Source organism: Chryseobacterium sp. GW821-FHT04C04, assembly GCF_059420365.1.
In genome coordinates, this window is record NZ_JBWKTO010000002.1 from 181,728 (window position 1) to 194,099 (window position 12,372).

Annotated in this window: 11 protein-coding genes and 1 other RNA gene; 7 read left to right on the top strand and 5 right to left on the bottom strand. The window is 35.6% G+C overall.

The genetic code is table 11. The annotated features are described in order from the left end of the window. Positions 1-84: 84 nt before the first annotated feature. From AC07UM_RS06950 to AC07UM_RS06965, 4 genes are all read right to left on the bottom strand, one after another. Positions 85-975 (bottom strand): ribokinase, encoded by an 891-nt coding sequence (locus tag AC07UM_RS06950; protein ID WP_494681821.1) that lies wholly within the window; start codon positions 973-975, stop codon positions 85-87. A 69-nt stretch (positions 976-1,044) separates the two neighbouring features. Further along, positions 1,045-1,680: a DUF4241 domain-containing protein gene (locus AC07UM_RS06955; RefSeq protein ID WP_494681822.1), complete on the bottom strand. Its 636-nt coding sequence runs from the start codon at positions 1,678-1,680 to the stop codon at positions 1,045-1,047. 142 nt (positions 1,681-1,822) lie between these two features. Then, on the bottom strand, positions 1,823-2,434 hold the full coding sequence (locus AC07UM_RS06960) for a DUF3239 domain-containing protein (RefSeq protein WP_494681823.1): 612 nt from the start codon (positions 2,432-2,434) through the stop codon (positions 1,823-1,825). Between the two features lie 21 nt (positions 2,435-2,455). Continuing rightward, positions 2,456-5,071: a valine--tRNA ligase gene (locus AC07UM_RS06965; protein ID WP_494681824.1), complete on the bottom strand. Its 2,616-nt coding sequence runs from the start codon at positions 5,069-5,071 to the stop codon at positions 2,456-2,458. 128 nt (positions 5,072-5,199) lie between these two features. Between AC07UM_RS06965 and AC07UM_RS06970 the strand changes: the two genes are divergently transcribed. After that, on the top strand, positions 5,200-5,664 hold the full coding sequence (locus AC07UM_RS06970; protein ID WP_103231659.1) for a DUF1573 domain-containing protein: 465 nt from the start codon (positions 5,200-5,202) through the stop codon (positions 5,662-5,664). A gap of 203 nt (positions 5,665-5,867) precedes the next feature. Next, a complete protein-coding gene (locus tag AC07UM_RS06975; protein WP_494681825.1) occupies positions 5,868-6,737 on the top strand; it encodes a polyphosphate kinase 2 family protein in 870 nt (289 codons plus the stop codon). Between the two features lie 81 nt (positions 6,738-6,818). On the opposite strand, the gene rnpB is transcribed toward AC07UM_RS06975, so the two are convergent. Further along, an RNA gene (rnpB, locus tag AC07UM_RS06980) (RNase P RNA component class A) lies at positions 6,819-7,143 on the bottom strand. 174 nt (positions 7,144-7,317) lie between these two features. Between rnpB and AC07UM_RS06985 the strand changes: the two genes are divergently transcribed. The 5 genes from AC07UM_RS06985 to AC07UM_RS07005 all read left to right on the top strand — a co-directional run bounded on the left by AC07UM_RS06985 (position 7,318) and on the right by AC07UM_RS07005 (position 12,311). Next, positions 7,318-7,809 carry an RNA polymerase sigma factor gene (locus tag AC07UM_RS06985; RefSeq protein WP_103231657.1) on the top strand — a complete coding sequence of 164 codons (492 nt, stop codon included), beginning with the start codon at positions 7,318-7,320 and terminating at the stop codon, positions 7,807-7,809. After that, positions 7,802-8,476 carry a DUF8845 family protein gene (locus tag AC07UM_RS06990; protein WP_124534445.1) on the top strand — a complete coding sequence of 225 codons (675 nt, stop codon included), beginning with the start codon at positions 7,802-7,804 and terminating at the stop codon, positions 8,474-8,476. The genes AC07UM_RS06985 and AC07UM_RS06990 overlap by 8 nt, the downstream gene beginning before the upstream one ends. A 58-nt stretch (positions 8,477-8,534) precedes the next feature. Continuing rightward, positions 8,535-10,163 carry an AMP-binding protein gene (locus AC07UM_RS06995; protein ID WP_494681826.1) on the top strand — a complete coding sequence of 543 codons (1,629 nt, stop codon included), beginning with the start codon at positions 8,535-8,537 and terminating at the stop codon, positions 10,161-10,163. Between the two features lie 271 nt (positions 10,164-10,434). After that, positions 10,435-12,063: an alpha/beta fold hydrolase gene (locus AC07UM_RS07000; protein ID WP_494681827.1), complete on the top strand. Its 1,629-nt coding sequence runs from the start codon at positions 10,435-10,437 to the stop codon at positions 12,061-12,063. Between the two features lie 65 nt (positions 12,064-12,128). After that, positions 12,129-12,311 (top strand): class I lanthipeptide, encoded by a 183-nt coding sequence (locus AC07UM_RS07005; RefSeq protein ID WP_494681828.1) that lies wholly within the window; start codon positions 12,129-12,131, stop codon positions 12,309-12,311. Positions 12,312-12,372 lie beyond the last annotated feature (61 nt).

The window sequence follows — 12,372 nt, forward strand, 5'->3', positions numbered from 1 at the left end:
AAAAGAAAAAATCCACTATAAAAGTGGACATTTTACTTATATTTTTATGTTAAGTTTTAAACTTTTGATATGTCGTAAATAGCTTTAAGAAAAGAAATCTGAGATTCTTGGCAGCCCTGTCTGAGATCCTTTGCCTCCAGAAACTCTTGATGAAACTTCATTTCCGAATTTCACACATTCTTCAATAGAATTTCCGTGGCAGAGGGCTATCGCAAATCCTGAAGTAAATGCATCTCCCATTCCCATTTTATAAACAGTTTCATCTTTATCATTTCTGTAATACTTCATCTCTGTACCATCAAAATAAATGGTTGAATTGGTGTCATCTCTTACAAAAACTTTATTGAAATATTTCTTAAGAACATCCTCTCTTTTTTCTTCCCCGAAAATAACATATAATTCATTGCTTTTGGCAATAATAAAATCAACTTTATCTAAGATTTCTTCACTGACTCTCATTGCAGGAGAAGCATACAATCCTATCTTCTTACCATATTGCTTGGCTTTTTTCACAGTATGTTCCACGACTTCCATAGAAACCTCTAGCTGCACAAGCACAAGGTCTGTGGTATGAAAATATTTTTCCGCTTCATCTATATGTGCTTTACTGAGATATTTATTCGCAGCCGGCACTACAACAATAGCAGCATGTCCATTGGAGGTCGTTACATAAGCTGTACCTGTAGATTCTTTATCTGTTTCATGAACAAAACCTACATTCACATTTTCGCCCACCAGATTTCTCATAATCTGTTGTCCGAGGGGATCCATCCCCACACATCCTATAAAGTACACACTTGCTCCCAATCTTGCTGTACCTACTGCCTGATTGGCTCCTTTCCCTCCGAAATAGCTATCTGAATTAATAGCCAAAACGGTTTCGTTTGGTGAAGGAAGTTTTTCGGTTTCAAGGACAAGGTCAATAGATGAGCTGCCTACAACAATAATTCGGGGCTGTTCTGATAAGAAGTTCATTGTGTTTCAGTATTGTCTTTTAAGTTTAATATTTTACAAAAATGGTACCTCAAAAATAATTAAATTTAATTAACTTATTTCAATAAATTCTGTAATTATCTTTACCGGTGATTGATCTTTATCATAAGCTATATAACTGGCATAAAATCCTTCTCCATATCCGGTTTCAAAAGCAAATATAGTTCCCGGGTGTTCTTTTGCAGGTTTTAGAAAAGCATACTGGTCAATAGCTCCTTTTTCATCAAAGAAATAATCATGAAAGAATTCTTCATAGATTCCCATAAAATCTCCCCCTTTATTGTTGTATAACTTTTGTTCCAATTCATTGAGACTATTTTGAGTATCAACGTCCATGAAGCATCCCATCCCACTTTCTACAGGATATCCAAAAACTTCTTCTTTTGCCAGGTCTTTTATATTCTGTCCTGCTGTGGTTGCCAGTTTCCATTCTTTAATTTCAGAATTACTGAATATAATTTCGGCATAGGCCACACAGTTACTTTCTCTTTCTTTATGTAACATGACAGAAAAATCTCCTTTAGGAAATTCTGTAGTGAAAGCAAGCATATCATTGGTGATCAATGGATCACAGGTAACCAGCTTTCCACTGGAAAGATAAATCTTTCCTACTGCAAAACTTTCTAATAGCGGACTTTCTACAAAATCTTTCGAGAATAGTTTTTTTATGTTTTCTATATGTGTCATTCTATTTATTCTTTTAAACCATCAGGCTGGATACAATTGTATTCGTGTATCCAGCCTGATATTTTGACGTATTCACCTATTTATTAGGTTATTTTTTACAAACTTTTCAGTTTCTCTTCAAGGATAAAAATATCTATACTTTTTACCAACTGCTTGTTTCATCAAATATTTTAAATAATCCTTCTCTATAGGGTTGCTTTAGCTGCTTTATTCTGCTTTCCAAAACTTCCCAGCTTTCTTCTGAATATGATTCCAAAACAGCATTCAATTCCTCTTTATTATTATTAACATAGTCTATGGGGACTGGAAAAAAGTCATTCCAATGGGGTCTTTCTTCAGAATTTTCATAAAGAGCAACTGTTCCTACCCTATCATTGAATTTACCTTTTCCTTTATAAGGCAAAACCTTTATAACAGGAAAGCTACCTCCAAAACCTTTGGATAGATTGGTAGTGACTGCAATCATCTTAGGTTTTTCAGAAATCACTATTGCTCCGTTAGAATCTCCATATTTAAAATGTTCTTTTTGTCTTCTCCAGTAAAACATGTTTACCAGTAAAAGAATAATAAAAGCGAATCCTCCCCATAACCATGAAACATCCCATGCAAAAGCTAATGAAAACAATAAAGCAATTAACAAATAAATAGGTTTATAGATGTATTTTATCAATACAAATGGTATTACTCTAACTCTTCCAGGGTTTGAAGCAACCGTTCTACTATCTAATGTTAAAATATCCCTATTGTCTTCCATATTTTAAGGAGTATTAATATTTTACAAACTTTTCAGTTTCTCTTCAAGGATCGCAATCTTATCCTGAGCATCTTTTTGTTTTTGACGCTCAATTTCTACAATTTCCGGCTTCGCATTGGCAACAAATTTTTCATTGGAAAGCTTTTTATCTACCGAAATTAAGAATCCTTTTAAATATTTCACTTCTTCTTCAGTTTTCGCCTTTTCTTCTCCCAGATCTAAGTTTTCACTTAACGGAATAGAAATTTCAGTTGCTCCAACCAGGAAGGTAAAACTTGGTTTATCTGTTTTCTGCCCAAAATGGATTTCAGAAACATTAGCCAGCTTTCTTATTACTGCTTCATTGGCAAATTCAGAAGCATTGGTATATACTTCAGCAGCTTCTCTTGGTGAAATTCCTTTTGTCTGACGGTAATTTCTAACTCCGGAAATCAATTCTGCTGCAGTTTCAAAGTTTTTAATAATTGTCTCATCAAATGCCCCTGCTTCTTTCTGCTGAGCAACCACTAAAGCTTCATCCATACTTCTTTCTGAAATAGTCTGCCATAGCTCTTCTGTTAAGAAAGGCATGAAAGGATGAAGCAGCTTCATCAATTCTTCAAAGAAATATATTGTTTTATGATATACTTCTTTAGAAATTCCTTCTCCGTAGTTTGGCTTAATCGCTTCAAGATACCATCCGCAAAAATCATCCCAAATTAGTTTATAGATCAAATGAAGGGCATCAGAAATTCTGAATTTCTCAAACTGATCATTAATTTCAGCAATTGTTTTATTAAGCTTGTTTTCAAACCATTCGATAGCTTGATGATCTGTAGCAATCGCTGGTTTATCTTCATGATTCCACATGTTGATCAAACGGAATGCATTCCAGATCTTCGTCATGAAATTTCTTCCCTGAAGCATCAAATCTTCATCAAAAAGAAGGTCATTTCCTGCTGCAGAGCTCAATAGAATTCCAACACGAACTCCATCTGCTCCATATTTATCCATGAGTTCAATCGGGTCAGGAGAGTTTCCTAAAGATTTTGACATCTTCCTTCTCTGCTTATCTCTTACAATTCCTGTAAAATAAACATTCTTGAACGGAACTTCTTTTCTGTACTCCAATCCGGCCATGATCATTCTGGCTACCCAGAAGAAAATAATATCCGGACCGGTAACAAGGTCAGATGTAGGATAATAATAGTTGATATCTTTATTTTCAGGATCAAGCAATCCATCAAATACAGACATTGGCCATAACCATGATGAAAACCATGTATCCAATGCATCATCATCCTGTCTAAGATTTTCTGCAGTAAGATCAGGGTTTCCTGTTTTCTGTTTCGCTAATTCTAACGCTTCTTGCTTAGTTTCAGCTACTACAAAATCTTCATCTCCTTCTCCATAGTAATACGCAGGAATTTGCTGTCCCCACCAAAGCTGACGGGAGATATTCCAGTCACGGATGTTTTCCATCCAGTGCTTGTAGGTATTTTTAAACTTTTCAGGATAGAACTTAACCTCATCATCCATTACTACATCCAAAGCCGGTTTAGCAATTTCAGACATTTTAAGGAACCACTGTACTGAAACTTTAGGCTCAATAACAGCACCTGTTCTTTCAGAAGTTCCTACTTTATTTACATAATCTTCAGCTTTAAGCAAAAGATCTTTTTCTTCTAATTCTTTAGCGATTTGTTTTCTTACGTCAAATCTGTTTTTCCCCGCATAATGTAAACCGTGTTCATTAAGATTTCCGTCATCATCAAGAGCATCAATCATTTTTAACTGATGTTTCTGTCCGATTTCGTAGTCATTGATATCGTGTGCGGGAGTAATTTTCAAAGCTCCTGTTCCGAACTCAATATCAACATATTCATCCTCAATAATCGGGATTACTCTGCCAACGATCGGTACGATTACATTCTTACCTTTCAGGTGAGCATATCTTTCATCATTAGGATTGATACATACGGCGGTATCCCCAAAAATAGTTTCCGGACGCGTCGTTGCAACCGAAAGAAATTCTTCAGATCCTTCGATTTTATATTTAAGGAAATATAATTTTCCGTTTTGTTCTTTAAATATTACTTCTTCATCAGAGATATTGGTTTTCGCTTCAGGATCCCAGTTTACCATTCTGTAGCCTCTGTAGATCAAACCTTTATTATATAGATCTACAAAGCTTTTGATAACCTGCTGCGAAAGTTTATCTTCCAAAGTGAAACGGGTTCTGTCCCAATCACATGAACATCCCAGCTTTTTCAGCTGCTCAAGGATTGTTCCTCCATATTTATTGGTCCAGTCCCAGGCATGGGTTAAAAACTCTTCACGGGTAATATCTGACTTATTGATTCCTTCAGACTTCAATTTAGCAACAACTTTAGCTTCAGTAGCAATTGAAGCGTGGTCTGTTCCCGGAATCCAACAGGCATTAAATCCGCGCATTCTTGCACGACGGACCAGAACATCTTGAAGGGTATTATTCAACATATGCCCCATGTGTAATATCCCTGTAACGTTTGGCGGTGGAATTACTATTGTATAAGGGGGCTTGTCATTAGGCTCTGAGTGGAAATACTTATTTTCCAGCCAGTAGCTGTACCATTTCTGTTCTGTTTCCTGTGGATTGTACTTTTCTGAAATCTGCATAAATTCTATTTCTTTGGCTTGCAATTTGCAAAAATAGTCTAAAGAAAAAAATTTTTAAGCATGAATTAAAATAATTTTTAACTTTGTTTCGCAAAATTTATCTAACAAACGTATTAACATTCAAGAATATGAAAAAACTAATTGCAGGAATTGCATTATTCGGGACATTTGCTCTAGCATCTGCACAAACAATTACATTTGATAAAACAACTTTCGATTATGGTAATCTTAAGCCTAACGCTGACGGTACAAGATTTTTTACGGTAACGAATTCTGGTGACAAACCATTGATTCTTTCAAATGTAAAACCTTCTTGTGGATGTACAACTCCTGAATTCAGCCAAGATCCTATTATGCCGGGTAAATCCGCTAAGATCAAGGTTGGATACAACACTGCTATCCCTGGTCCTTTCAACAAAATGATTGAGGTTTTCTCTAACGACCCTGCAAATAACAGAAGTGTAATTTACATCAAAGGTAACGTAGATGCTAACGCTCCTGAGCCAAAAGTATTGACTCCTGCTGAGCAGAAAGAAGCTGCAAAAGCTGAGAAAAAAGCTGCAAAACTAGCTAAAAAGGCTGCTGCAAATTAATCTCTACTCAAAAAATAAAGAAACCGTCTCAATAGAGGCGGTTTTTTTATTACATTTATGTTTCATTAGGTAGCAGGTGGTAGAAAACACCTATTAAGTTTTGGCTAAAGGCCTATGAATATTTATATATTTTGAAGGCGGCTAAAGCCCACCCCTATTGAATTTAATCACTACATTTTTTTAATTTTTAATCTTAAAAATATATGGACACCAATTTCTCAGATGACTTTAAGGTAAACGGAAAATTTTCCATTAAAAAAACATCAACCTCATATAAAGGAAAACTCACTAAAGAAGAAGGGGGACAAATGCTTATCCAGGAGAAAGAAAAGCTTCGTGAGCTGCAGGAAAGATTATATGCAGACGGAAGCCAGTCTCTTCTGGTCGTATTACAGGCCATGGACGCCGCAGGAAAAGACAGTATGATAGAACATGTTTTCGGAGGGGTAAATCCACAAGGGTGTAATGTGACCAGCTTTAAAACACCAAGTTCTAAAGAATATTCTCATGATTTTTTATGGAGACATTATCTCGCATTGCCTCAGAAAGGAATGATTGGAATTTTCAACCGTTCCCATTATGAGAGTGTTTTGGTCTGCAAAGTACATCCAGAATATAATTTAAGTGAAAAAACATGGTCTTCTGTAAAAGACTTTGATGCTAAGTTCTGGGAAAACAGATATGAAAGTATCCGGAATTTTGAAAAACACCTTTCACAGAATGGAACAACTGTTGTAAAAATCTTTTTAAATGTTTCTAAAGATGAGCAGAAAAAAAGACTTCTGGACAGAATTGATGAACAGGAAAAAAACTGGAAATTCTCCGCCGCTGATCTTCCGGAAAGAGCATTATTTGATCAATATATGCAAGCCTACGAAACCGCGATCAATGAAACATCAAAGGATCGCGCCCCATGGTATGTACTTCCTGCTGACAATAAATGGTTTGCAAGAGTTGCTGCTATACAGATCATCATTGATACCCTTGAAAAAATGAATCTTAAATATCCTTCCCTTTCTGATAAAGACCAACAGGAATTACTGGAAGCAAAAAAACAATTGGAAAGCGAATAGTTCAAAGAAAGAATAAAGAATGGAAGTTTGAAGAAAAAAGTTTATTTTAACCTCAAGCTTCTGTTTTCTTTAAGTCAAAAAATCACGAGAAAATCTATAAGCCGGATTCTGTACCTCCGAAGAAGTGCCTGTTATTTATCTACGTGTTACATTACTGCAACACTTGAGCTGATTACCCCTCGGTTTTCAGGACGAGCCGCCCCTATTTCCATTACTGAAAAGAACCGATATACTTACCATTGCACCGCAAAGAGTTTACCTGGTTTCACTACAGCCGAACTGTACTTGCTTTCTGTTGCACTTGTCCTACCCTCACGGGTGACGGATGTTATCCGCTTTGCTGCTCTATGGTGTCCGGACTTTCCTACCTCCTGCAAAACAGGAAATCAACAAGCCGATTTTCTCGCGGAGGCAAAGATACATAAATTCTGTGGTAAAAAGGCGAAGAGGTAAAGGAAGCTAAGAACACAAAAAGCGGAATCTCACTAATTCCTCTTCTTTTATTTTATCTTTTAACGATTTTGAATTATAATTTTCACCAATTACCACTTTATTATTATCTTCGTGCCATTATATATCTATGGATTCCAGAGAAAAAGAATTTGCGCAGCTTATCAAGGATAATCAGGGACTGATTATTAAAGTATCGCGTCTGTACACCAATTCTCTGGAGGATGAAGAGGATCTTTTTCAGGAAATCGTGTTACAACTCTGGAGAAGTTATGATTCCTTTAAAGGAAATTCCAAAATTTCCACATGGATGTACCGTGTAGCGCTCAATACAGCCATTACCCTCTTTAGAAAAAAAAGCAAAAGTCTTCCTACCAACGAACTGGACATCAACCATAAAGATTTTGTGGAAGATGATGATGAAAAACAGCAACAGGTATCACTTTTGTATACTGTAATCAAGACTCTCCCTAATGTGGAAAGAGCTATTGTCACGATGTATCTTGACGATCTGCCTTACAAGGATATTGCAGAAAACCTCGGAATCACTGAAGTCAATGCACGCGTGAAAATGAACAGATTAAAGAAAACCCTTAAAGAACAGATGGAAAAATATGCCTGAATTTGATTTAGATAGCTTTAAGAAAACCTGGCAGGAACAAGCTGTTCAGCCTAAATATGACAACAAGGAGATTCTCCAGATGTTGAATAGAAAGTCACGCAACTACATCAAGTATATTTTCTGGATCAGCGTTGTAGAATTTCTCTTCTTTTCCGTATTGGGTCTGTTTTACTTTTTTCAGGAAGAGGAATCTGAAAGTTTCCGTAAAATGCTGGAAAGACTGGGAGCACAGGAAGCCCCTGAAGTAGAAAACAACTTCGGTCATGTTTATTTGGCGATAAAAGTTTTAAGCTTGTTGATCACAGCGTATTTCGTTCTAAAATTTTATCAGAATTATCGTAGAATAAAGATTGAGGAAAACCTCAAAGGGCTTATTACCCGAATTATTAAGTTCAAAACAACAGTTAATGCATTTATCCTCATCAGTATTGTACTCTTGATTGCATTTACCTTTGTATTGTCCGCTTTCATCTTCTATACATTGAATTCTCAGAATATACAGCCTACCAGCTCTAATCTTACCATTATTATCGTAGGCATAGTAGTGAGCACCTTATTGGCCATATCCATGATCTGGTTGTATTATCGACTTGTATATGGTACTATTATTAAAAAGCTTGATAAAAATTTAAAACAACTTAAAGAGATAGATTCTCAGGAAAGTTAATATTCATAGGCATAGTTCGGGATATAATTATTAATTTTAGCCCACCAAATCTTAAACTATGCCCTTATCTTATGTTTATGGAACTTCAGACGTTCCATTATTAGGACAGACCATTGGAGCCAATCTTAAAAGGACTGTCGAAAAATACCCCCACCAGGAAGCATTAGTCTGTGTTCATCAGAATTACAGAGCTACTTACCAAGAATTTTACAATCAAACAACAGCTGTTGCAAAAGCCTTATTACTTTTAGGAGCAAAAGCGGGTGACAGAATCGGAATATGGTCTTCCAACCGATATGAATGGGTACTTCTCCAGTATGCCACTGCGAGGATAGGAACTATTTTAGTGAATATCAACCCGGCCTACAGAACCCATGAACTGACGTATGTTCTTAATCAATCTGAAATTCGTTTTATTTTTTCTTCTTTAAGCTTCAAAACAAGCAATTACAAAGAAATGGTGGAATATGCTAAAGAAGTATGTCCATCCCTCGAACATGAAATATTTTTTGATGAAAACTGGGAAGAGTTTGTCAATAACGGACAGGATATTTCAGATGAATTCCTTCACAGCTTTGAAGAACATGTACAGTTTGACGATCCTGTTAACATTCAATATACTTCAGGAACTACAGGCTTCCCGAAAGGAGTTACTCTTTCTCACCACAATATTTTAAACAACGGATATTTCATTGGTATCAGGTTAAAATATACTGAAAAAGACCGGGTCTGTATTCCTGTTCCTTTTTATCATTGCTTTGGTATGATTATCGGAAATATGTGCTGTACAGCCCATGGCGCCTGTATGGTTATTCCTAACGATAGTTTTGATCCCGACATTACCTTAAAAGCTGTTTCAGACGAAAAATGCACCTCTTTGTATGGGGTACCTACCATGTTTATTGCTGAGCTGGCAGTAAAAGATTTTGAAAAGTATGATTTTTCAAGCTTAAGAACGGGAGTTATGGCAGGCTCAGTATGTCCGCCGGAAATCATGAAAAAGGTGGAGAATCTTATGAATATTAAAGAAATGAGCATTTGCTACGGAATGACGGAAACTTCACCTGTATCTACTCAGACTTTAATAGGAACACCATTGGAAAAGCAGGTGGGCACTGTAGGAACCGTTCAGGATCATCTTGAGATCAAAATCATTGATGAAAATGGCAGAACCCTGAAGCGCGGGGAACATGGTGAGCTTTGCACAAGAGGGTATTCTGTGATGCTGAAATACTGGAATGATCCTGAAAATACGAAAAAAGTACTGGATGATGCCCGCTGGATGCATACCGGAGATATGGCCGTAATGGACGAAGATGGCTATATTACTATTTCCGGAAGAATAAAAGACCTCATCATCCGCGGTGGAGAAAATATTTCGCCCAAAGAAATTGAAGATTTTTTATATACCTATACCAACATCCTGGATGTTCAGATCATTGGAGTTCCGAGTGAAAAGTACGGGGAAGAAGTAATGGCCTGGGTAAAAGTGAGAAAAGGATTTACGATCACTGTTGAGGAATTGCAGGAATACTGCAAAGGAAGAATAGCCCACTATAAAGTCCCGAAATACTGGAAGTTCGTAGATGAATTTCCAATGACCATTTCCGGAAAAATAAGAAAGGTGGAGATGCGGGAAATTTCTATGAGAGAATTGGGGATGGAAAATGTAAAAAATCATAGCTAAAACTGCATTTTGTCGAAAAAAAAAATTAATAACTCTGATTTATTCAAAAAATTAGAGTTATTAAAACACCAAAAAGTGAAAAACACCAAAAACAGACACTCTATCAAACTCTAAATTAAATATAAATTTGATATCTATTTTTCGACTTAAACTACAAATAACCACAAAATACAAACAAAAGTAATAAATATGATAAATATTTTATTCCATTTTTTTCCTTATTAGGTGATTAATATGAAATAAAATAATATATTTACAAAAAAGCTGAAACATGAAAATTGTATTGGTACTAAGTGCTCTCTTGCTTAGTATAAGTATTTATTCACAGAAAATTTCCGGGAAGGTTGTCAATGAAAATAATGAAGTGGTTTCTTACTGCTCAGTAAGCTTGGAAAATATAAATACAAGTACAATTACAGACATCAATGGTAACTATTCAATAGAAATCCCTGAAAATGCAAAAAAAAGTGATTTTATCATTTTTGAATCTAATGGTTATGAAGATAAAAAGTTTACCCTACAAGGAATAGCCACAGATGCCAATATCAGATTAAGCAAAAAGACCAATGCCATTCAGGAAATTAATATAACCGGAAAAAAAACAAAGAAAGACGTTCTGGGGACTAAAAGCAGACCAATGCTCACTTTTTCTAAAATGTTTGATCAAAATGTTCCCACTATTGAACAGGGACAAATATTCAACATTTATAAGTGGACTAAACTTAACAGCTATAATTTTTTTATTATTCCGAGCTCTAAATTCAAGGAAATTACTTTAAAGCTCAATATATATTCTGTAAAGAATAATTTACCGGATGAGTCTCTCCTTCAGGAAAATATAATATTTAAAACCAATACTACGGGCTGGCAAACCATTGACCTGGAAAAATATAAACTCATTTATAATGACCTGGACCAGCTGGCGATTACCTTACAGCTTGTTGAAAATGTGCCTCAGGATAATATAGATTTCGTATTTGGAATCTCTGCAAAAAAAACATTGTCCAATGACTTGCTGTTCCGTTATCAAAGTCAGGGAAAATGGGAAACCAGCGGGGGAAGCTTTATCTCCAATATTGATATTAATTACATGAAGGATAAAAAGGAAAGTGTTTCTAATAATGTAAGCCCAACAGACAACAGCCCTGAGGATAAAATGCTGATGGATTATTATCAAAATAAAGAGAGGGCCAAGAAAACTGTTTATGGAAAAAATAAATCCGGAAAATATATTGACCTCAAGAATGCTAAAATATATTATGAAGAATACGGAAGCGGAGAACCACTTGTCCTGCTTCATGGGAACAATGGCAGTATATCAGATTTCTATAACCAGATTCCTGATTTGGCTAAGCAATTCAAAGTGATTGTATTGGATACAAGAGGACAAGGAAGAAGTACAGATCTTTCCACAGAGGATTATACCTATGAAGAGTTTTCTGAGGATTTATTAGCTGTAACAAGAGAACTTAATATAGTAAAATTCAATATCGTAGGATGGAGCGACGGTGGAATTACAGGTTTGTTATTTACCATTAATCATCCTGATTTAGTTAATAAGCTGATCGTTATTGGAGCGAATACCAATCCCGAAGGTATAGAGCCCAAAACCCTGGATATCTTCAAAAAACAGCTAGAAATAAAAGATGCTCCTAACCAAAGATTAATAAAACTGATGGTTCAGCATCCTCATATAGAAACAGAGCAGCTAAAAACAATTAAAAATCCTGTTTTGGTTATCGCAGGAAGTAATGATGTGATTAAGGAGGACCATACAAAATTGATCAATAGCAGTATTCCAAACTCAAAGCTATTGATTGTTCCTGATGCGTCTCATTATGTTCCGTTTGAAAAACCAGACATACTTAATAAGTCAATCATCAACTTTTTAAAAATATAATTTAATTGATAATAAAGCGGAAACCGAAAAGCTAACGAGTAGGTACAAATTAAAATTTTTACACCATGAGCAAAAAGCTTACAAAAAAGTTAACTCTTAAAAAAGAAAAGTTATCTCATTTAAACTCTGAAGAAATGAAATCTGTAAAAGCTGGAAAAGAGCTAGTAACATCTGTTTTTGATTGTTCACACTGGACATGTACAGCTGGGAGCAGCAGATCTACAAACCTTTGCGTTTGTCCTGCTTAGTAAATCAGAAACATTTTACAAAAATTGTAGCTACTCCGTAAGGGGTAGCTGCTTTTAATAG

Excerpts from the sequence above, each read along its gene's own strand:
- AC07UM_RS06950 (WP_494681821.1), bottom strand. The coding sequence starts at position 975 with ATGAACTTCTTATCAGAACAGCCCCGAATTATTGTTGTAGGCAGCTCA.
- AC07UM_RS06955 (WP_494681822.1), bottom strand. The coding sequence starts at position 1,680 with ATGACACATATAGAAAACATAAAAAAACTATTCTCGAAAGATTTTGTA.
- AC07UM_RS06960 (WP_494681823.1), bottom strand. The coding sequence starts at position 2,434 with ATGGAAGACAATAGGGATATTTTAACATTAGATAGTAGAACGGTTGCT.
- AC07UM_RS06965 (WP_494681824.1), bottom strand. The coding sequence starts at position 5,071 with ATGCAGATTTCAGAAAAGTACAATCCACAGGAAACAGAACAGAAATGG.
- AC07UM_RS06970 (WP_103231659.1), top strand. The coding sequence starts at position 5,200 with ATGAAAAAACTAATTGCAGGAATTGCATTATTCGGGACATTTGCTCTA.
- AC07UM_RS06975 (WP_494681825.1), top strand. The coding sequence starts at position 5,868 with ATGGACACCAATTTCTCAGATGACTTTAAGGTAAACGGAAAATTTTCC.
- AC07UM_RS06985 (WP_103231657.1), top strand. The coding sequence starts at position 7,318 with ATGGATTCCAGAGAAAAAGAATTTGCGCAGCTTATCAAGGATAATCAG.
- AC07UM_RS06990 (WP_124534445.1), top strand. The coding sequence starts at position 7,802 with ATGCCTGAATTTGATTTAGATAGCTTTAAGAAAACCTGGCAGGAACAA.
- AC07UM_RS06995 (WP_494681826.1), top strand. The coding sequence starts at position 8,535 with ATGCCCTTATCTTATGTTTATGGAACTTCAGACGTTCCATTATTAGGA.
- AC07UM_RS07000 (WP_494681827.1), top strand. The coding sequence starts at position 10,435 with ATGAAAATTGTATTGGTACTAAGTGCTCTCTTGCTTAGTATAAGTATT.
- AC07UM_RS07005 (WP_494681828.1), top strand. The coding sequence starts at position 12,129 with ATGAGCAAAAAGCTTACAAAAAAGTTAACTCTTAAAAAAGAAAAGTTA.